General features: G+C 48.8%; 19 protein-coding genes and 1 pseudogene (1 of these 20 only partly in view). 11 read left to right on the top strand and 9 right to left on the bottom strand.

From position 1 onward, the window contains the following. Positions 1-4: 4 nt before the first annotated feature. The 4 genes from nqrF to sthA all read left to right on the top strand — a co-directional run bounded on the left by nqrF (position 5) and on the right by sthA (position 3,994). Entirely contained in the window at positions 5-1,228 is a 1,224-nt protein-coding gene (nqrF, locus tag O6P33_RS06130; RefSeq protein WP_269819319.1) for an NADH:ubiquinone reductase (Na(+)-transporting) subunit F, read from the top strand. 1 nt (position 1,229) lies between these two features. Beyond that, on the top strand, positions 1,230-2,264 hold the full coding sequence (locus tag O6P33_RS06135) for an FAD:protein FMN transferase (RefSeq protein ID WP_269819320.1): 1,035 nt from the start codon (positions 1,230-1,232) through the stop codon (positions 2,262-2,264). After that, positions 2,261-2,503, top strand: coding sequence for a (Na+)-NQR maturation NqrM (gene nqrM / locus O6P33_RS06140; RefSeq protein ID WP_269819321.1), 243 nt, complete (start codon positions 2,261-2,263; stop codon positions 2,501-2,503). Before O6P33_RS06135 ends, nqrM begins: the two co-directional genes overlap by 4 nt. A gap of 99 nt (positions 2,504-2,602) precedes the next feature. Further along, positions 2,603-3,994 carry a Si-specific NAD(P)(+) transhydrogenase gene (sthA, locus tag O6P33_RS06145; RefSeq protein WP_269819322.1) on the top strand — a complete coding sequence of 464 codons (1,392 nt, stop codon included), beginning with the start codon at positions 2,603-2,605 and terminating at the stop codon, positions 3,992-3,994. Positions 3,995-4,045: 51 nt separating this feature from the next. On the opposite strand, the gene O6P33_RS06150 is transcribed toward sthA, so the two are convergent. The 3 genes from O6P33_RS06150 to O6P33_RS06160 are packed head-to-tail and all read right to left on the bottom strand — an operon-like array spanning position 4,046 to position 5,627. Further along, positions 4,046-4,768, bottom strand: coding sequence for a glycerophosphodiester phosphodiesterase (locus tag O6P33_RS06150; protein WP_269819323.1), 723 nt, complete (start codon positions 4,766-4,768; stop codon positions 4,046-4,048). Then, complete coding sequence (locus O6P33_RS06155; protein WP_269819324.1) at positions 4,765-5,064, bottom strand: phosphodiesterase; 300 nt, start codon at positions 5,062-5,064, stop codon at positions 4,765-4,767. The genes O6P33_RS06150 and O6P33_RS06155 overlap by 4 nt, the downstream gene beginning before the upstream one ends. After that, the gene (locus tag O6P33_RS06160; protein ID WP_269819325.1) at positions 5,052-5,627 is read right to left on the bottom strand and encodes a PilZ domain-containing protein; all 576 of its coding nucleotides are present in this window, start codon (positions 5,625-5,627) and stop codon (positions 5,052-5,054) included. The genes O6P33_RS06155 and O6P33_RS06160 overlap by 13 nt, the downstream gene beginning before the upstream one ends. Before the next feature lie 91 nt (positions 5,628-5,718). Here O6P33_RS06160 and O6P33_RS06165 point away from each other — a divergent pair, with 91 nt between their 5' ends. After that, on the top strand, positions 5,719-6,966 hold the full coding sequence (locus O6P33_RS06165) for a lipoprotein-releasing ABC transporter permease subunit (protein WP_269819326.1): 1,248 nt from the start codon (positions 5,719-5,721) through the stop codon (positions 6,964-6,966). Beyond that, positions 6,959-7,660 carry a lipoprotein-releasing ABC transporter ATP-binding protein LolD gene (lolD, locus tag O6P33_RS06170; protein WP_269819327.1) on the top strand — a complete coding sequence of 234 codons (702 nt, stop codon included), beginning with the start codon at positions 6,959-6,961 and terminating at the stop codon, positions 7,658-7,660. Before O6P33_RS06165 ends, lolD begins: the two co-directional genes overlap by 8 nt. Positions 7,661-7,885: 225 nt before the next feature. Here lolD and tsaA read toward each other — a convergent pair whose 3' ends face one another. Together tsaA and rapA are read right to left on the bottom strand one after the other, a co-directional pair. After that, entirely contained in the window at positions 7,886-8,578 is a 693-nt protein-coding gene (gene tsaA, locus O6P33_RS06175; protein WP_269819328.1) for a tRNA (N6-threonylcarbamoyladenosine(37)-N6)-methyltransferase TrmO, read from the bottom strand. Between the two features lie 65 nt (positions 8,579-8,643). Then, a complete protein-coding gene (gene rapA / locus O6P33_RS06180; protein ID WP_269819329.1) occupies positions 8,644-11,517 on the bottom strand; it encodes an RNA polymerase-associated protein RapA in 2,874 nt (957 codons plus the stop codon). Positions 11,518-11,674: 157 nt separating this feature from the next. On the opposite strand from rapA, the gene O6P33_RS06185 reads away from it, so the two are divergent. From O6P33_RS06185 to ccoM, 3 genes are all read left to right on the top strand, one after another. After that, on the top strand, positions 11,675-11,980 hold the full coding sequence (locus O6P33_RS06185; RefSeq protein ID WP_269819330.1) for an aspartate-semialdehyde dehydrogenase: 306 nt from the start codon (positions 11,675-11,677) through the stop codon (positions 11,978-11,980). 70 nt (positions 11,981-12,050) lie between these two features. Further along, positions 12,051-12,224 (top strand): hypothetical protein, encoded by a 174-nt coding sequence (locus O6P33_RS06190; protein ID WP_269819331.1) that lies wholly within the window; start codon positions 12,051-12,053, stop codon positions 12,222-12,224. A 128-nt stretch (positions 12,225-12,352) separates the two neighbouring features. Beyond that, positions 12,353-12,463 carry a cytochrome c oxidase subunit CcoM gene (ccoM, locus tag O6P33_RS13170; protein WP_420094981.1) on the top strand — a complete coding sequence of 37 codons (111 nt, stop codon included), beginning with the start codon at positions 12,353-12,355 and terminating at the stop codon, positions 12,461-12,463. A 131-nt stretch (positions 12,464-12,594) separates the two neighbouring features. Here the strand turns inward: ccoM and O6P33_RS13190 are convergent, their stop codons facing one another. The 4 genes and pseudogenes from O6P33_RS13190 to O6P33_RS06205 all read right to left on the bottom strand — a co-directional run bounded on the left by O6P33_RS13190 (position 12,595) and on the right by O6P33_RS06205 (position 17,713). Then, the gene (locus O6P33_RS13190; protein ID WP_420094982.1) at positions 12,595-13,869 is read right to left on the bottom strand and encodes a NahK/ErcS family hybrid sensor histidine kinase/response regulator; all 1,275 of its coding nucleotides are present in this window, start codon (positions 13,867-13,869) and stop codon (positions 12,595-12,597) included. Beyond that, a pseudogene (locus O6P33_RS13195) lies at positions 13,867-16,062 on the bottom strand (PAS-domain containing protein); the annotation flags it as partial. The pseudogene O6P33_RS13195 and the gene O6P33_RS13190, both read right to left, overlap by 3 nt. 97 nt (positions 16,063-16,159) lie before the next feature. After that, complete coding sequence (locus O6P33_RS06200) at positions 16,160-17,125, bottom strand: GGDEF domain-containing protein (protein WP_269819333.1); 966 nt, start codon at positions 17,123-17,125, stop codon at positions 16,160-16,162. Between the two features lie 147 nt (positions 17,126-17,272). After that, positions 17,273-17,713: a GNAT family N-acetyltransferase gene (locus O6P33_RS06205; protein WP_269819334.1), complete on the bottom strand. Its 441-nt coding sequence runs from the start codon at positions 17,711-17,713 to the stop codon at positions 17,273-17,275. Between the two features lie 73 nt (positions 17,714-17,786). On the opposite strand from O6P33_RS06205, the gene O6P33_RS06210 reads away from it, so the two are divergent. Together O6P33_RS06210 and O6P33_RS06215 are read left to right on the top strand one after the other, a co-directional pair. Next, a complete protein-coding gene (locus tag O6P33_RS06210) occupies positions 17,787-18,494 on the top strand; it encodes a response regulator (RefSeq protein ID WP_269819335.1) in 708 nt (235 codons plus the stop codon). Then, positions 18,491-19,616 carry the 5' portion of an ATP-binding protein gene (locus O6P33_RS06215; protein WP_269819336.1) on the top strand. Its footprint extends 491 nt past the window's final position, so only the first 1,126 of its 1,617 coding nucleotides appear in the window; its start codon is at positions 18,491-18,493; its stop codon lies off the right edge, out of view. Before O6P33_RS06210 ends, O6P33_RS06215 begins: the two co-directional genes overlap by 4 nt.

A 19,616-nucleotide genomic window follows, 5' to 3' on the forward strand; every position in this document is an offset into this window, starting at 1 on the left:
AGTAATGAATTTCGAGATTTTTCTCGCTATAGGTATGTTCACCGCCATTGTGCTGGCGCTCGTAGTGTTGATTCTTGTCGCTCGAGCACGCTTAGTATCTGACGGTGATGTAACCATTAAAATCAACGGCGAGCGTACGATTACCGTACCTGCTGGTGATAAATTGCTACAAACCTTGGCCGGTAACGATATTTTCCTATCGTCTGCTTGTGGTGGTGGTGGTACTTGTGCGCAGTGTACTTGTGTCGTGAGTAGCGGTGGTGGTGAATTGCTGCCTACTGAAGAGCCACACTTCACCAAGCGTGAAGCTAAAGAAGGCTGGCGTTTATCCTGCCAGGTCACCGTCAAGCAAGATATGGAAATTCAAATCCCTGAAGAGATTTTTGGGGTTAAAAAGTGGGAGTGTGTGGTTGAGTCCAACCCGAACGTAGCAACCTTTATTAAAGAGTTGACCTTACGTATCCCGGATGGCGATGACGTCAACTTCCGTGCCGGTGGTTATGTGCAGTTGGAATGCCCGCCACACGTGGTGCACTACAAAGACTTTGATATTCAGCCTGAATTCCATGAAGACTGGGATAAGTTTGATATTTGGCGCTACACCTCGACGGTGACTGAGCCAACTATTCGTGCTTACTCCATGGCTAACTACCCGGAAGAAACCGGTATTGTTAAGTTTAATATCCGTGTGGCAACGCCGCCGCCAGGCCGTGATGACTTACCACCGGGTATTATGTCGTCGTGGGTGTTTAGCTTAAAACCGGGTGATAAAGTCACTGTATTTGGTCCCTTTGGTGATTTCTTCGCTAAAGATACCGATGCGGAAATGGTCTTTGTTGGTGGTGGTGCTGGTATGGCGCCGATGCGTTCGCATATCTTTGATCAGCTTAAGCGCCTCAACAGTAAGCGTAAAATTAGCTTCTGGTACGGTGCGCGCTCATTGCGTGAAGCGTTTTACGTTGATGAATACGACAAGCTGCAAGAAGAAAACCCGAACTTCACCTGGCACTTGGCCTTATCTGATCCATTGCCAGAAGATAACTGGGAAGGTCCAACTGGGTTTATTCATAACGTTCTTTATGAGAACTACTTGAAAGATCACCCTGCACCTGAAGACTGTGAGTTCTACATGTGCGGACCGCCAATGATGAACCAAGCAGTCATCAAACTGCTGGAAGATTTAGGTGTGGAGCCTGAAAACATCATGCTTGATGACTTTGGGGGCTAATATGTTACGCAACCTATTACAGGGCGCGTGTTTAGTTTCTATATTAGTTGTGACGCTCAGTGCTTGTGAAAACAACGCTGAGCGTATTGAAGTGCTGTCTGGCCCAGCCCAAGGCAGCACTTACACCATCAAGTATGTATCGAGTCCCACAACGCCTAAAGCCGATGCAATGGGCGTTGCTGTGCAAGGTATTCTGGATGAGGTCGACCGGCAGATGTCGACCTATCGCTTAGATTCTGATATCGCCCGCTTTAATCAATCCCCTGCGAAAACCTGCATGAAAATGCCGCAGCCGGTGTTGGATTTAGTCCAGTACGGCTATGAGTTATCAACACTCAGCGACGGCGCTTTTGATTTAACCCTAGGACCACTGTTGAACGTTTGGGGCTTTGGCCCGCAATCACGAGGTAAGCAGGTGCCCAGTGCGCAAGAAATTGCCGCGGCAAAAGCGCAAACAGGCTATAAGCATGTGCGGGTTGTCGGTGACCAGTTGTGCAAAGACGCTGATGTGCAGGTTGATCTCAATAGTATTGCGGCAGGCTATACAGTGGACCGTATCAGTGAGCGTTTTGCTGAGCTCAATGTTGACAACTACATGATTGAAGTCACAGGGGAATTGATTGCAGTTGGCCGCAAACCAGATGGTTCACCATGGCGTATTGCTCTTGAGCAGCCATTGGGTGATGGTCAGCGCGTAATCCAGCAAATTCTTGAGTTAGACGGTTATGGGGTCAATACGTCCGGTGATTACCGTAACTACTTTGAGGAAGGCGGAGTGCGCTTCTCGCATACTCTTGACCCGCGAGTTGGCGCGCCGATTAGCCATCGCTTGGCTTCAGTCACGGTAATTGATCGTTCCACTTTACATGCCGATGGCTTAGGTACACTGTTATTAGTACTTGGACCGGAGCGTGGTTTGGCTTTTGCTGAAGAGCATGGGATCGCTGCTTTTTTTGTGCTGCGCGATGATGATGGTTTTGTAACGCAAGTAAGCTCTGAGTTTTCCAGGATTTTTCCTGAGGGAGGTAATCAATGAGCGGTTTTGTACTTTTTTTAGTGGTTTTTGCGGTAATGGCACTGGTTGTACTGGGCATGTCAGCGGGCGTTTTGGCTGGGCGGGCACCCATTGCCGGTTCGTGCGGCGGCATTGCTAATTTAGGCATTGAGAAAGAATGTTCTATTTGTGGCGGCGTACGTGAGAAGTGTGATGAGGCCAATACGCCGCTAGCTATGGCTGAGAATGCCGCACAAGCCTATGACGCGACCAAGCGCTAATTGTTGGCTGTTGTTTATGCTGGCTTAATAGGTTTATTTTTAAAATGTGCTGATTAGTGTTGATTATCAATACCTTGAGCATGTTGTGAAGGAGTCCAAATGGCAGTTTACAACTATGATGTAGTTATTCTAGGTTCGGGACCTGCGGGAGAAGGGGCAGCGATGAATGCTGCTAAAGCAGGTCGTAAGGTTGCTGTTGTAGAGAGTCGTGGTGAGTTGGGCGGTAACAGTACGCACTTGGGTACAATCCCCTCAAAAGCGTTACGTCATTCTGTGCGTCAAATTTTGCGCTTTAACACCAGTAAAATGTTTAGGCAAATCGGTGAGCCGCGCTGGTTCTCTTTTCCCGATGTGTTAAAAAATGCTGGCAGTGTGATTGAGCGTCAAGTGGCTTCGCGCACTGGATACTATGCGCGCAACCGCATTGATGTGTATTTTGGCACAGCAAGTTTTGCTGATGAGCATAGCGTTGATGTGGTTGGTCCGAGCCGTGTCGAGAAGCTGGTAGCCAATGAAATCATCATTGCCACCGGTTCACGCCCGTATCGACCAGCGGATGTTGACTTTAACCACCCGCGTATCTATGACAGCGATACAATTTTAAGCTTAAGCCATACACCACGCCGTTTGATTATTTACGGGGCAGGGGTGATTGGTTGTGAGTATGCATCGATTTTTAGTGGTTTAGGTGTGTTGGTTGATCTTATTGATAACCGCAACCAACTGTTGAGCTTCTTGGACGATGAAATCTCGGATGCGTTGAGTTATCACTTGCGCAATAACAACGTATTGATTCGTCACAATGAAGAATATGAGCGCGTTGAAGGCGTGGATAAAGGGGTGATTTTACACCTTAAGTCCGGCAAGAAAATTAAAGCCGATGGTTTCTTGTGGTGTAACGGTCGTACCGGTAACACTGACCAATTGGGCTTGGAGAATGTTGGTTTAACTGCCAATAGCCGTGGCCAAGTAGAGGTGGATGAGTTCTACCGTACCGCTGTGTCGAATATTTATGCAGCAGGTGATGTGATTGGTTGGCCAAGCTTGGCCAGTGCAGCTTATGACCAAGGGCGTTCTGCAGCGGGTAATATCATTGATGAAGACAGCTGGCACTTTGTCGATGATGTGCCAACAGGTATTTATACCATTCCAGAGATCAGCTCAATTGGTAAAACTGAGCGTGAATTGACTGAGGCCAAAGTGCCGTATGAAGTGGGTAAAGCCTTCTTCAAGAGCATGGCTCGCGCGCAGATTTCTAACGAGCCGGTGGGCATGTTGAAAATCCTTTTCCACCGTGAAACCTTAGCCATTTTAGGGGTGCACTGCTTTGGCTACCAAGCCTCGGAAATTGTTCACATTGGCCAAGCGATTATGAACCAGCCAGGTGAAGCCAATACGTTAAAGTACTTCATTGATACTACGTTTAACTTCCCAACCATGGCCGAGGCGTATCGTATCGCTGCTTATGATGGTATTAATCGGCTTTTTTAAGCGGCTCCGGCCGGTGGCCTGATTCGGTCGGAGCCTATTTGCAACAACGCTTCACAGACTCCCGAGGGTGGCAGTGGCCAAACCGGGAAAGTCAGTAATCAGGCTGTCAGCACCATAAGTAACGAGTCGGCGCATTAGCGCAGGCTCGTTTACTGTCCACACAGAAACATTCAGTCCCGCCTTTTGCGCTTGTTTTATGCGCTGTTTTGTAGCCAGTTCCCAATTTAATACCAGCATCTGACATTGATAGCGTAATGCTATTTTGATCGGGTTCAACCATGCATACTCAGCAACCAAGCCTCGGGCCAAGTGTGGTGCGCCGGCTTGGGCAGCACGTAACACTGTGCGCGAGCTACTGGTGATAATGATTTTATCTTGCATAGCAAAGCGCGCGCTGAGTTCAACAATGGCTTGTATGGCCTGAGCAGCACGTTTTTTTGAAGACTCTTTAACTTCCAACTGCCAGTGTACAAATGCACAGTGGCTGAACAGGTGCTCTAGGCTTGGAATCGGGCAGGGGCTGGGCCAAGGTGCAGTATTGTGTCTGGCATCCATTTGTAGCAGTTGTTCAGCAGTGTATTGACTGACTTTACCGCGGCGACCGGTGGTGCGCTTTAAGCTGGCATCATGGATCACAATCAACTGCAGGTCTTTAGAGAGGTGCAAGTCCAATTCGCAACGGGTCACCCCAGCGGCTAAACAGGCTTGAAAACTGACTAAGGTGTTTTCCGGTGCTTCGCCACGGGCACCGCGGTGGCCGTAAATCAAAGTCATGGCGTTACTGGGTGCTTGGCTTGATGCAGTTGCACGCTATTGACTACCGTTGACTGCTCAAAATATACGCTAAAGTCTGGGTAGTCCCAGCGGGTAATCGGAGGCTGACCAACGCTGGGATGGCGTCTTTGTGGCTCGCCAAACTGCTGTAGAACTTGGGTTTGTTGCTCTCCACGGGCAGGCATTTGGAGTGTGCTGGTGCCTTGCTGGCTAATGGGAATGCGTAAAACCTCAGCGTATAGCTGGGTGCTAGTGAGCAGCGCGCAGCAGATTAAGGCTTGAATCAGTTGTTGCATTGCGCAAGCTCCGCGGCAGAGGGTTGTAGGGCTAGGCGCCTTTGTTGCGCCTGCTTGTGTAAAATGTGTCGTGCCAAAATTTGCCGTGTAGCATCGGCGAGGTCTTCAAAGACGCTAACCATTTGTACGCCGGCAGGGGTGTCGCGGTGCTCAATAACCCGTGCATTCACATGCAAACCAAAACCTTGTGGTAACAGCACTATTTTTAAGTTAAGTAGAGTGCCAAGTGGATGGGTTAGCTCGTCGATAAAGGCAATACCGGACTCAGAGAGGCTAACATCGCGAGCGGGACCGATATCTTTAAGCAGGTTTTGAGCTAAAACTTGGCCAAGTAAATCAATGCGTTTATTGATTATTTTCAAATAACTGGACAGTGCGCGATCAGTTTCACCTACGCTGCGCAGGAGTGGTTGTGCTTCATACTCTAAAAGGTGTAAATCACCCAGCAGGCTAAAAATTAAGGAGTCTTCCTCGCTCTCAGAGCCTGGCAAACGAATTTGCAGTGCGATTTGATCGTCAATGCGATAGTATTCGCGGCGATCTTCGGTATCTTGTGTGGACATGACGAACCCATGGCTGCAATGGAGGTCAGAGTGTAAATCGGCACGCTATAAACTGCCAATCTATCGAATCTTTTCTGTGAATGTATCTATTATGTTTCGACCTTTAGCTTTATTTATTGGCATGCGTTACACCCGTGCCAAGCGTCGCAATCACTTTATTTCTTTTATCTCCTTAACTTCCATGGTCGGTTTGGCTTTGGGTGTGTTGGTAATGATTCTGGTGTTGTCGGTCATGAACGGTTTTGATCGTGAGTTGCGCACCCGTATTTTAGGCATGGTGCCGCACGCAACTGTTAGCTCTTATACGCCGCTGGATGATTGGCAACAGACCGGCGATCAGGTACTGGAGCATCCAGATGTGGTGGCGGTCGCGCCTTTTACCCAGTTGCAAGGCATGTTGACCCACAGTGGTAGCGTGCAACCGGTATTGGTGAACGGGGTTTTGCCCAGCGCAGAAAAAAATGTCTCAATTATTGCTGAACATATGATTGAGGGCAGCTTAGATGCGTTAGAAAGCGGTGAGTTTGGCATTGTCATCGGCCAGCAAACAGCGGCGCGCTTTAATGCTGGTGTTGGTGAAAAACTTACTTTTGTTTTGCCTGAGGCCTCAATTACACCTGCTGGTGTGTTTCCACGCTTGAAGCGTTTTACTGTGGTAGGTGTGTTTAAAGTGGGTGCAGAACTGGATAGTTCTTTGGCTCTGATTAATATTGAAGACGCCGCGCGTTTATCCCGTTGGCAGCCTAATCAGGTGGAAGGTGTTCGCTTAAAGCTGGATAACTTATTTGATGCGCCAAGGGTGGCTTGGGAGATTGCTCGCAGTATGCCGGACAGTGATTTACATCCGCGCGACTGGACGCGCAGCCATGGTAATTTATTCCAAGCCATTCAAATGGAAAAAACCATGATTGCACTGCTGTTGTTGCTGATTGTAGCGGTGGCGGCATTTAATATTATTTCCACTTTGGTAATGGTGGTAACAGATAAAAAAGCCGATATTGCTATTTTGCGTACCTTGGGGGCCTCACCTGGACAGATCATGGCGATCTTTATGGTGCAGGGCTCGTTGATTGGTGTGGTGGGCACGATCATTGGTGGCATCTTAGGTGTGATCAGTGCGCTGAATGTTACGACTTGGGTGGCTGGTTTAGAAAAGCTATTTGGTCATCAGTTTTTAAGCTCAGACGTGTACTTTATTAGCTATTTACCTTCAGAGTTGCGCAGCAGTGATGTGCTCATGATTTGTGGTGCAGCTTTATTAATGAGCTTTTTAGCAACCTTATACCCAGCGTGGCGCGCTTCACGCACTGAACCTGCGGAGGCTTTGCGTTATGAGTAATCAGGCTGTTTTAGAGTGCCGTAATTTAGCTAAAAGCTACAGTGAAGGACCTGCACAGGTGCAGGTGTTGCAGGATGTGGAATTGCTGCTCAAGCCCGGTGAGCGGGTGGCAATTATTGGCAGCTCAGGCTCAGGTAAAACTACTTTGCTGAATATGCTCGGTGGCTTGGATACGCCTACTACAGGTAGTGTTTGGCTCGCGGGGGAAGAACTGTCGGCGTTATCGGAAAAGAAGCGTGGTTTGCTGCGTAATCGTGCGCTGGGTTTTGTTTATCAGTTTCATCACTTATTGGCGGAGTTTAGTGCGCTAGAAAACGTCTGCATGCCGTTATTGATGAGTAGTCTGCCAGTGCCTGAAGCGCGCGCCCGTGCAGAGGCGTTGTTGACGCGGGTGGGTCTAGGTCCGCGTATTCATCATAAACCTTCGGAATTATCTGGCGGTGAGCGACAGCGTGTGGCGATTGCGCGGGCGTTGGTTAATCAGCCAGCTTTGGTATTGCTCGATGAACCGACCGGCAACCTTGATCGTACTACGGCGCAAACCATCCAAGAGTTGATTTTAGAACTGTCGATTTCATTGGGTACTGCGTTTTTAGTGGTCACCCATGACCCGGCGTTAGCGCAGCAGATGGATCGCATCCTGACTTTGGAAGATGGGCGCTTGGTGCCGGTGGCTAAAGAAGTGACTGCTTAGGATAAGAGTTTTAGCGTGCTAAGTATGATTATGATCTGCATATAGCGTGCTTTGGGGTTGATGTTAATCCGTCGATGAACCCGTCCGGGCTTCAACTCCGGCGCTACGCCATCCACATCAACCCCAAAGCACTTATTGACCCTATGCAGTGAGATTCGACATGCACACATCTGCTTTACCAATACGCTCTAAGCGATTCCAGTAGCCGGCAGAATATAAAACTATCTAAGCTAAACACACCTCAACCACTTCAATCTGCTCCAGCGTTAAATAACGCCAGCGCACCTGCACATCCCAAAATTGCACCCCATATATTCTTTCCGCTGTCGGCTGTTGATAAGCTGGACGCGGATCTTGCGCCAAGCACTGCTCAATTAACTCAATCACCGGCTGCTGCAAACGCTGTGCATGCTCCTGTGCGAGCAGGAATGCGGGCTGCTGCCAGCTCACTGCTAGCAATTTAGGCGCGTGCTCGGCTAATGCGTTATGCGCATCGGGCAAACTATCGGCATAGGGCACATAGGGCTTGATATCCAGTACAGGGGTACCATCAAGCAAATCTATGCCCGAAATCCATAAACGACCTGCTTCTACGCGATCCAAGCGCACTGCCGACTGGCCGATGCCGTTGGCGCGGTGGGTAGCACGGCTGGCAAACACCCCAATACTTTTATTCCCCCCCAGACGCGGCGGGCGGACTTTCAAGCGCGGCGCGCTTTCTAGGGTTTTATGGAAGATAAAGATCACCCAAATATGACTGATGCCTTCCAGCCCAATAACTGTCTCCGGCTGATCAAAGGGCGCTAACAACTCAATGCAGCCCTGAGCCGCCGGAGCTAAAAGAGGCTGGCGTGGAATGGCAAACTTTTCTTTAAAGCACGAGCGCACATAGCCAACAGGCTTGACCTCATATGACATCGAATTGCCTCCAGTACTGCTGGTGCTGCAGTATAGTCCACCTACCTACAGCACCTATACGCATATTAGCCAGCAACTAGGACACGTACTGCTTCAAGGCGCAAAGCCGCTTTCGAGAGCATCGTTAAGCCTTGTTCCTTATAGGCGCTTAGAGTCTCGATTTCTTCATCACGCACACTGGGATTAATGGCTTGCAGAGCACTGAGGCGCTCAATTTCTTCTGTTAAATTAGCCGAGAATGCCGTGCTGGCTTGTGCTACGCGCTCAGCGTGGCGGGGTTGCATTGCTGTTTGCGCGCTATCGACTAAACGTAAGATAGTCTCCCGCTGCGCACGGGCAAACTTACTGGCACTGGAGCGCGGTACTCTTTCCAATTGATCATTGAGGGTCTCAAAGCTCACATGCTGCGCGAGGTCGTTGCCTTTATCGTCGAGCAGACAGCGCATGGCAACTGGCGGTAAGAAACGGCCAAGTTGCAGGTGTTTAGGTGCGATAGCCTCGCTGACATAAATAAGCTCGATAAGTAAGGTGCCAGTTTTAATTGCCTTATTTTTCAATAAAGCGACAGCAGTGTTCCCCATGGAGCCAGATAAAACCAAATCCATCCCGCCTTGCACCATCGGGTGCTCCCAGGTAATGAACTGCATATCCTCGCGACTTAACGCCAGTTCACGGTCATAGGTGATGGTCACTGCTTCATCACTGCCTAAAGGGAAGCTTGCATCGAGCATTTTTTCGCTGGGGCGTAAGATCAAAGCGTTATCAGAATGGTCTTCGCTGTTAATACCGAAAGCATTAAATAGCTGTTCCATATAAATGGGCAGTGCAAAGGTATCGTCTTGTGCGGCAATGGCTTCTACTAAAGCTTGGCCGCGACCGGCACCACTAGAGTTGATTTCGAGTAGACGGTCACGGCCTTTTTCCATCTCAACTTCTAGCTCAGCGCGCATCGCACTGGCACTCGCCAATAGAGACTGCCAATCGACGCTATTTTCAGTATCCAGCAGCATGCCTTCAAGTTGCTCGCTAAACTCTAATTGCAAAGCATTACCAGTTGGGCAAGTGGCTAAAAAGGCATTGAGGGCTTGGTGATACCATTCAAATACCCGCTGTTGCGCAGTACCTTCTAAATAAGGCACATGCACTTCAATGGTGTGTTGTTGACCGATACGGTCAAGACGGCCAATACGTTGCTCAAGTAAGTCTGGATGCTGGGGTAAATCGAAGAGCACTAGATGATGGCTGAACTGAAAGTTACGACCTTCGCTGCCAATTTCTGAGCAAAACATCACCTGCGCGCCAAATTCATCGTCGGCAAACCAGGCTGCTGCACGGTCGCGCTCGATAATGCTCATGCCTTCGTGGAAGGTTGTCGCTGGGATGCCAGAGCGAATTCGTAGTGCATCACCTAGATCAAGAGCTGTGTCAGCGTGGGCGCAAATGACCAGCACTTTCTCTTGCTTTAGCTCTTTGAGGGTGGCTAGCAACCAATCAACTCGCGGATCAAACTGCCACCAGTGTTGTGCCGCGCCACTGTCTTCTGTTTCGTCTAATGCCAGTGAGCTTGGCCTGCCCGCATAAAGTTCTGGGTACAGTTGTGCATGCAAATCAACAGGGTGAGTTGCGTATTGCTCAGGGCAGGGCAGTGGTGCCGCATGCAGTTTGCGCTCTGGAAATCCTGAAATTGCTGCGCGAGTATTGCGAAACAGCAAGCGCCCCGTGCCGTGACGGTCCAATAGTTGGCGAATTAAGCGTGGTGCTGCTTGGTTATCTCCAGTATTAAATGCACTGATCAGAGCTTGGCTGCTGTCGCCTAAAAATGTTTGGATGGTGGCTTCGGCAGTGCTACTGAGTTGTTCTTGCTCCAGTAGTTCGCGTACTGCATCGGCAATGGCTTGATAATGCTGGCTCTCTTCACGGAAAGCAGCTAAATCATGGAAACGGTGCGGATCCAGTAAGCGTAAGCGAGCAAAATGACTGTCTTGGCCTAGTTGTTCAGGCGTGGCGGTGAGGAGTAAGACACCTGGTATGACTCCAGCTAAGCCCTCAATCAATTCATAAGCAGGGCTCGATTGCTCGGGGTGCCAGACAAGGTGGTGCGCCTCATCAACCACCATAATGTCCCAGTCACAGCTGAAAAGAGCGTCCTGCGCCAATTGGTCTTCAAGCAGCCAATTCATCGCCACTAAAGCAATTTGGCAGTCTTCAAAAGGGTTGTCTGCGTCACTTTCTAAAAAACGCTGAGCATCAAACAGTGCTACATCTAAGTTAAAACGGCGGCGCATTTCAACTAACCATTGATGTTGCAGGGTTTCCGGCACTATTAGCAAAATACGACTGGCACGGCCACTGAGTAATTGGCGGTGAATAATTAAACCCGCTTCAATGGTTTTGCCTAAACCCACCTCATCAGCCAACAGCACACGAGGGGCAATACGATCAGCAACCTCTTTAGCAATGTGCAGCTGGTGCGCAATAGGCTGTGCGCGCACGCCAGCTAAACCCCAAAGCTCAGACTGCTGAATGTCACTGTTATGCTGCAAGGAGTTGTAGCGCAGGGTAAACCAAGACAGGGGGTCAACTTGGCCGGCCACTAAACGGTCGCTGGCCATACGGAACTGAATAAAGTTAGAGAGCTGGGTTTCTGGTAGTAAACAGTCTTCGTTATTGCTGTTAAAACCCTGGTAAATCAGCAAACCATCTATTTCACTGACTTCGCGAACAGTCATCGTCCAGCCGTCAAAGTGACTGATTTCATCGCCTGGGACAAAACGGACACGCGTTAAGGGAGCATTGCGCTGCGAATATTGGCGAGTTTCTCCCGTAGCTGGGTAAAGAATGGTGAGTAGGCGACCATCTGAGGTGAGAACTGTACCAAGGCCTTGTTCTGCCTCGCCGTCACTAATCCAGCGTTGTCCGGGTAGATACTGCTGCGTCATGCTTGTCTCCGCGTAATGTAAAAAGCGCGTTATGATAACGGATACTAGCCTAGAGGACACCTTTGTCTTATTGTGATGCTGTTCAAACTTACTCGGGGGACAATTGCCGCAGGTCTAGCTATAGTGCAACTTGCACTGTTATTGCAGGAGAACTCTTATGTTGCCACCTATTCCACATGGTTTAGTGCCTGTCACCTCGCAGCAAGACGTTCCCAAGCCTAAGCCTGCTATTGCGCCAGTCACGCCAGCTCAAGAAACAGCTGAAAGCAGTGCCTTGGGGATTGAAAAAGACGAGTCATCTGAGGCCCGTGAAAGAGCGCAAGAAGAGCAACGGCGTCGCTACCAAGAATCTCGCGAAGCTGAGCAGCAGGCTGATGAGCAGGATCAAAAAACGGATCAGGCCGAGCCCAAAGATAGCGGCGGGCTATCACGTAAAGGGCTTTGGGTTGATGTGAAAGTCTAGTTAGGCGGTCTAACTCAATTTATTTAAGGTCAGAGTAGAGTAGTTTCAAACGTGGGTTATAGGTGATGAAATGGGGCATGAGCTAGAAAACAATGTGATTGATTTATCCGGCGAGCGGGTGCGGCGTGTGCATGACCTAAATGAAAAACGCTTGCAGGATGTGCGCGCGGCATTTGTTAAAGCTTTACCTTTACCGACAGCTAAGGTGAAGACGAAGAAAAAAGCTAAGAAGAAACGCCAGTGATCATGCTTATGCATAGATGAGAGCTCAATTAAGAGGCGCATCTATTGACCTCTATCAATGTGCTACTTAGTTTTTTGCTTTACCTTAGTAACCAGTTAATTAGATAGCGTTAGGAGATTGCAATGTTTATGGATGTGGTCGTATTCGCTGGTATCGGGACAGTCGCCCTCATGGTCGCTTTCTTCTTCGGTCTCTACTATTTCGTTAGAAAGTCAGAGCAGAATCGTAAGTCGAACTGACTTTCTTTAACAGCAAGGCACGCAAGGCAATTCGGGCAACTTAGGTTGCCCTTTTTTTTGCCTAGGTTTCGCCACATTGAGTAGCACTGAACACTGCATATCCAGTGTTGTAATTAATACGCTTAACAACACTAGCTTAGTGGTCGGTAGCGGTTAATTAAGGCGCGTAACGCTGCAGGTTTAACAGGCTTGGCTAAGAAGTCGAGGCCTGCGGCATGCACCTCGCTGACCAGTTCAGGGCGTCCATCAGCGCTAATAACAATGCCAGGAATTGGCGCCTCTAGCTGCTGGCGTAACCATGAGAGCAATTCAATGCCAGTGTCACCGGCATCAAGATGGTAATCCACCAGTGCCAGATCAGGCACAATACCGCTCTGAATTAGGCTCGCACACTCATGGCGATTACTGGCGGTGAGGACATCACAGCCCCAGCGTGACAATAGGCTATGCATACCAACTAAGATGCTGCTTTCATTGTCCACGCAAAGTACTTGCAGGCCAGCTAAGGGTTTAGCAGGACTGCTATCCTGCTGGATAGGTGGGGGAGAGCTATTTAACTGGCCGCTATGCATAGGCACAGTAATGCTAAATACACTGCCTTTCTCTAACCAAGAGCGCACCTCTATTTTATGCCCAAGAACTTTGCTGAGACCGTCAGCAATGGCCAAGCCAAGACCTAAGCCTTTCTCTTCGCGCGTTTGGTGGCTGTCTAAGCGTTTAAACTCTTCAAAGATGAATTGTAATTTATCAGCTGGGATACCTTGTCCTTTATCCCAGACATCAATACGCACCTGCTCGCCTTGGCGACGCACGCCAAGTAGCACACTACCATTGGCATAGCGAAAAGCATTGGTTAGGAAATTTTGTACTATGCGCCGTAAGAGCTTAGGGTCGCTGACAATGTTTAGAGAGGTGCTGCGTAAGCGAAAATCAATCCCTTGTTGCTCAGCTAAGACTGTAAATTCAGCACCAAGAGCTTCCAGCCAAGGGCCGAGGGCAAAAGGCTGGCATTGAGGCGTAATGCGGCCGCTTTCCAGTCGTGAAATATCAAGCAAGTCGCTAATCAAATCTTCTGCTGAACGCAGCGAACTGTCCAGGTTTTTAACCAATTCCTGTGCGTCACTGGGTAAGGCTTCTTGATGGGATAAGGCTGCGGAAAATAGGCGTGCTGCATTGAGAGGTTGCATGAGGTCATGGCTGACAGCAGCTAAAAAACGCGTTTTTGATTGGTTGGCATTTTCGGCAACATGCTTAGCATCGCTTAACGCGATATTGAGTTGTGACAGCTCATAGGTACGCTCACTGACGCGATGCTCAAGGCTTTCATTGGCTTCCTTTAAGGCTTCTTCAGCTTTACGGAAAGCAGTAATATCAGTGAAACTCATGACAAAGCCACCGCCGGGCATCGGGTTACCGATCAATTCGATAACGCGACCATTGGGGAATAAGCGTTCGGAGGTGTGCGCATTACCTTGGCGCATCCAGTACAGCCGCTTGCTGACATGTGTATCAACGTCGCCGGGGCCGCACAGACCATGGCGGGCATTGTGGCGAATAATATCTGCAATGGGGCGGCCCACTTGAATTAAGTCATCAGGGTAGTCAAAGAGTTTTAAATAGCGAGTGTTCCATGCCACTAAGCGCAAGGAACGATCGACCACACTGATACCTTGAGTAATATTTTCAATAGCGCCCTGCAGTAAGGTGCGGTTGAATTGTAAAACTTCGGAAGCTTCGCCCACAATGCGAACGACATCTTCGACATACATTTCACGGCCTTCAATGGCAGCTTTAACCACCACGCGAGTCGAAGAGGCGCCTAAAACGCCGTTAAGCAAGCGCTCAGTGTGTGCCACCCACTCACCATTTGCCGTCTCGTTGGGATTAAAGTCAAACCCTTTTTTGTACGCAAAACGTATAAAACTTTGCTTGGCACGGTCTTCACCAACAAAACGACCGGCTAGTGTTAATAAATCACTGATCTGTACAGTAAATGTCTGCCTGCTACCAACATGCTGACCAATAAAGCGGCTGGCTTGCCAGTGCTCTGATACTCGAGTTCGAGAAAATAGCGAAACTAGAATAAAAAGTAGAAAATTGCCGCTTAAAGACAGCGAGACGCCCAAGGTGAGCGGGTCAATGGGCAGTCCAAATGGCTGGTTTGCTAGCCAAGTTAGTCCAGGAAATGCAGCCAAGGGCCAACTCATACTGCTGGCTATAAGGGGTAATACCAGCGTATAAGCCCATAACAGAGAGCCAGCAATCAGTCCGGCAAATACACCTTGGCGATTGGCTTGCTTCCAAATTAACGCGCCAATCATGGCTGGTGCCAGTTGGGTTAATGCGGCAAAGGCAATTTGCCCAATAGTTGCAAGGCTGGTGTTGGTACCTAGTAAGCGATAGCTGATATATGACAGCAGTAAAATAATAATAATGCTGAGGCGGCGAGCCGTGAGCATCCAGTAACGGAAGGCTTCAAAAGGGCGTTCTCTGGTGCGCGCAGCCAGCATCGACGGCAATAAAATATGATTTGAGATCATAATGGCTAAGGTGAGGGCTGCCACGATAACCATGCCGGTGGCGGCAGAAGCCCCGCCAATAAAGGCTAGCAAAGCAAGTGTTGGGTTACCTTCAGCTAGCGGCAGGCTAATGACAAAGGAGTCTGGTACGACTGAAGCAGGTAGACGTAGCTGGCCAGCCAAGGCAATGGGGACAACAAATAAGGCGACCAAAAGTAGATAAGCAGGGAACACCCAGCGCGCTATACGTAGGTCAGCGTAGTCGTTGTTTTCGACCACAGTGACGTGAAATTGCCGTGGCAGCGTATAAATGGCCATCATGGCCACGCATGTTTGCACAATAATCGCCGGCCAGTTGGTAGCTGCACTCCAGTACGATTCAAGTTTGGGCGCATCTTTGGCTTGCTGCCACAAGTCGCCAAGACCGTTATACAGGCCGTAAATCACAAACAACCCAACTGCAATAAACGCCATGAGTTTGACTAAGGATTCAAAGGCAATGGCAAACATTAAACCACGGTGATGCTCGGTAACATCTAGGTTGCGCGTACCGAATAAAATCGTAAACAGCGCAAGAGCAACAGTGACTATTAAAGCGGTATCTTGCGCGTAGGTGCCAGTTGAGTTTGCTGAGGTACCAGTGAGTAAATTCACGCCTAAGACAATACCTTTGAGCTGCAAGGCAATATAAGGCAAAACACCAACCACGCTAATTATGGTGACCACCACCGCTAAGCGCTGTGATTTACCGTAGCGCGCAGCGATAAAGTCGGCAATGGAGGTAATGTTTTCCTGCTTGCTAATTATCACCATCTTCTTGAGTACCCAAGGTGCTAGGGTCAGTAGCAAGATAGGGCCAATATAAATGGGGAGAAATGACCAGATTTGTTCAGCGGCCTGACCAACTGAACCAAAAAAAGTCCAGCTACTGCAGTACACCGCCAGCGATAAACTGTAGATGGTCGAACGCATGCGCGGGCTGACTGAGGTGCCGCGACGGTCACCATAAAACGCTATGGCAAATAAAACTGCCATATAGGCCAGCGCAACCAGTGCTATAAGCCCAGTGGATATTGACATTAATATGACCTGAGTCTTGAGTTGGAAAGGATTATATTAAGGAAGAACGCTGGGATAAGATAGCGTTAGGCGGTGTTATGGTGGTGCTTTTGAGATCTTATGCAGCTTGATAGCTGAGGTTGTCTGGGGCAGCTATCCGATAACAATTGCGCCCTGCTTGCTTAGCTATGTAAAGCTGATCATCTGCGCGCTTAAACCAGTCAGGATAGCTTTCTTTGCTGTTTAAAACAGCTCCACCAATGGACACGCTTACGGAGCCTGCTGGGCTGTAGAGTTTGCTCGATACCTGCTTTTTTAACATGGCAGCGACAACCTCTAAGCCATCATGATTTGTGTCAGGCAACAACAAAGCAAACTCTTCACCGCCATAACGAAACAGTTGGTCATTCTCGCGGATACTTGCCTGAATAATGCGTACAAAGTCGACTAAAACTTGATCGCCCGTCAGGTGGCCAAAGGTGTCATTGATGTTTTTAAAATGATCCAGGTCCATGATCAGCAAGCTATATATACGCATGCTTCGAGTGTCGCGTACTGCTTTATTCAGCTCTATAGCCATTATTCGGCGATTATAGGCGCCAGTCAGGGGGTCATGAGAAGCTAAGTTCTCAAGGCGTTCACGCTGATGCTGCGTTCTAAATGCAAAAATAAAGGTGAGGAAACTAGAAAGAAGGCATGTCACTAAAAATGAAACCATTTGATAGTGGTTGGGAAACACGGTGTTAGGGTGAAGGGTGTGGTAAATCACTACGCTGGCTAAGACTGTAACCATTATCGTTAGCGCACGCAGGGGGGAAACCATAAAGAAGTTAAATAAAATTAACGGGTAAATCCAGAAGTACCCGTTAATGCCTAACTTTAGCGTGACAATTGTGGCCACTGTGGAGAAAATTATCGCTAAATACAGGCCAGGCTTGACAGTGTTATTGGTGCGCCAAGCATAGATAACCGCAACCAAGATTGAAATGATTGCAAAACTGTCAGCAATGGCTACAGTTAAATCGGCTGTGTAATAGCGGTATAAAGCATAGGGTGTAATACTTAAGACACCAAAAAAACTCATCAAAGTGATGATTGAAAGCTGAAAGTTATGCCTTAAACGCCGTTTGAAGAGCTTTGTCGTGAGCTTGAGCATTTATGCCGATGCCTTTTATTTTTATCTAGTATTCATTGTCTAGCATAACAGTCAAGTATATGTGATAGCAAAAGGCTACCCTTGTTTGCGTGGTTCAGTATTTTGCATTGCAATTAGATTTTTATGTTGCTGGTAGCGAGCTAAACGATCACTTAATTGCTCGGGTAAGTCTTGAGTCTCAAGAAAACCAAGAGTGTGATAGAAGGTTTGCAGTTTTGGGTTGCAGAATAACCAGATAGGCGAGTTTGGATAGTTGAGCAGCGCTTGTTCAACCAAAAGGCTTGCAACACCTTGTTGGCGGTATTGGGGAGCAGTAAATAAACTGGTCAGCCAGTAACCATGGGCAACAGGGGACAGGCATAAGCCGGCAATCAGCGTCGGATTGCGAACAACCCAAACATCGGCCTGTGGAGTGATGCGCATCCGACTCGCGTGACTGCGATAAAGTTTTGTTAATAAAGCATGCTGGTGCTTGGCTAAATACTGCACGCTGAGGTTTTTGGGTATATGGGTCATGGCTTGCACCAAAACTGCTATGGCTAGAGGATAGTTTATATGGTGTGTTATCTGCGCAGTTGCTTGAGGTTTTATGAGTACTATTTTAATTGTCGAAGATGATGAGCGCTTGGCACAGTTAACCTGTGAGTATCTGCAAGCACAAGGGTTTACCGTACTGTTAGAAAACAATGGTAGCGCAGCCGCGCAAAGAATTATGGATGAGCAGCCTGATTTAGTGGTTTTAGATCTGATGCTGCCAGGTCTGGATGGGTTTTCAGTTTGTCGCAGTGTGCGCCAAGGTTATAAAGGGCCGATATTGATGCTGACTGCGCGTACTGATGATGCGGATCAGGTTGAGGGCTTTGAGCAAGGTGCAGACGACTATGTCTGCAAGCCAGCGCGGCCGGCAGTATTGCTGGCGCGAATTAAAGCTTTACTCCGTCGGGCGGAGAATACCGTCGCGAAAAATATTGAGCCTGAGGTGCTTAGGTTTGGGCGACTCAGTATTGATTATGCCCGGCGCAGCGCTTTTTTAAATGACAATCATATAGATCTGACTGGGGCCGAGTTTGATTTGCTCTGGCTGTTGGCAGTCAATGCCGGTACGCCCTTGTCGAGGGAATTGATTTTTAGTGAGTTGCGCGGTATTGAATATGACGGGGTTGACCGTTCGATTGATGTGAGGATTTCACGCATACGCCCGCGCATTGGTGATGATGGAGAGCAGCCGAGAGTGATAAAAACCATCCGTAATAAAGGCTATCTTTTTGTGCGCGAAGCCGCTCAAGAACTCTCGTGAACTCGATTTTTTTCAGAATATATGGTGGTTTACTTGCTGCGTTGATATTGACTGCAGGGCTTGGTGCGTTGGCATTGCATTTGACCAATGAGATTCGTGCTGAGCAGCATCGAGAGCGCTTAGCCAGTGGTACTTTTCGTTTAATGGCGAGCAATCTAGAAGGGCTTGACGCAGTTGAGCGTAAGCGCACTATTGCCTTATGGAGTCGTTTACTAGGTGTGCCGCTATATATTAAGCCTATTTCGGCGCTTGCTCTCGACCGTAGCGATCGTGGCCAGTTGTTGCGTGGTCGAGTGCTGGTAAAGCCGAACGCTATTGCGCCGGCAAAAATTTATAGTTTGATTGGAGGGGCAGAGCCTAAAGTTCTGGTTGCCGAAGTGCGGCGAGTGAGCGAGCAATTAGCGCGTGCAACTATATATCTGTTAATTGATGAGCTGATTCGTTATCCCGCGGGAGAGCAGGCAGCCAAGCTGGCGCAGCTTACAGAGCGGCACCAGTTTGGTTTTGACTTGCGCCTGCTTACCGTAGATAAAACTGATTTAGATGCTGATCAGCTGCGCCGAGTTGAGGAGGGCGACACTGTTATGGCGCTGGATCAGGGCGGTGATGCAATCCGAGTTTTTGCTGGCGTGCATGACACGCCTTGGGTACTTATGCTGGGGCCGGTGCGGCAGGTCAATGCTTATCCTGCTCACTTGCTACTGCTTATCGCTGCGCTTGGTTTGAGCATGATTGGGATATTGGTGTATTTGCTGGTGCGGCATTTAGAGCGACGCTTACAAGACTTAGAAAGTGCGGCGTCGCGAATTTCCGAGGGACATCTCAATATCAAAGTAACTGAAGGTGGGTATGACTCGGTCGGGCGGTTAGCGGTGCGCTTTAATGAGATGGCTGCACGCTTAAAGATACTGATAAATGTGCAGGGTGACATGGTGCGAGCAGTGGCCCATGAGCTGCGTACGCCATTAGCACGCTTACGTTTCGGTTTGGATATGGCAGCCAGTGCTCAAGAGAGCCAAGCGCGCAGCAAATATCTGCAAGGGATGGATCAAGATATTGAAGATATGGACGAGCTGCTCAATGAAATGCTGACTTATGCTGGGCTTGAAGCTGGAATGCCGA

This window comes from Denitrificimonas caeni, assembly GCF_027498055.1.
Classification (GTDB): Bacteria; Pseudomonadota; Gammaproteobacteria; order Pseudomonadales; family Pseudomonadaceae; genus Denitrificimonas.